At 61.6% G+C, this 245-nt stretch carries 1 pseudogene; it reads right to left on the reverse strand.

Annotation, left to right across the window (positions count from 1 at the left end):
- Positions 1–245, reverse strand: a pseudogene (locus SB724_RS21420) (shikimate dehydrogenase); the annotation flags it as partial.

A 245-nucleotide genomic window follows, 5' to 3' on the forward strand; every position in this document is an offset into this window, starting at 1 on the left:
GGCCACAATGGTGACCGCAGTGAAGCCGGCATCCCGCAGGGCAGCTGCAACAGCTTTGGCCATGCCACCGGCACCACGGAGCAGGACGGTATGGCTGCTGGGGACTTCGTGGTCTTTCAGCAGCCGCGCGATGGCGATGTAGTCAGTGTTGTAGGCGGTCAGGACGCCGTCGTCGTTCACAATGGTGTTGACCGAATCGATGGCCTTTGCCGATGGGTCCATGACATCGACCAGGGCGATGACGT

The sequence above is a fragment of the Bacillus sp. SIMBA_031 genome, from assembly GCF_046535225.1.
In the GTDB taxonomy this organism is placed as follows: Bacteria; Bacillota; Bacilli; order Bacillales; family Bacillaceae; genus Bacillus; species Bacillus velezensis.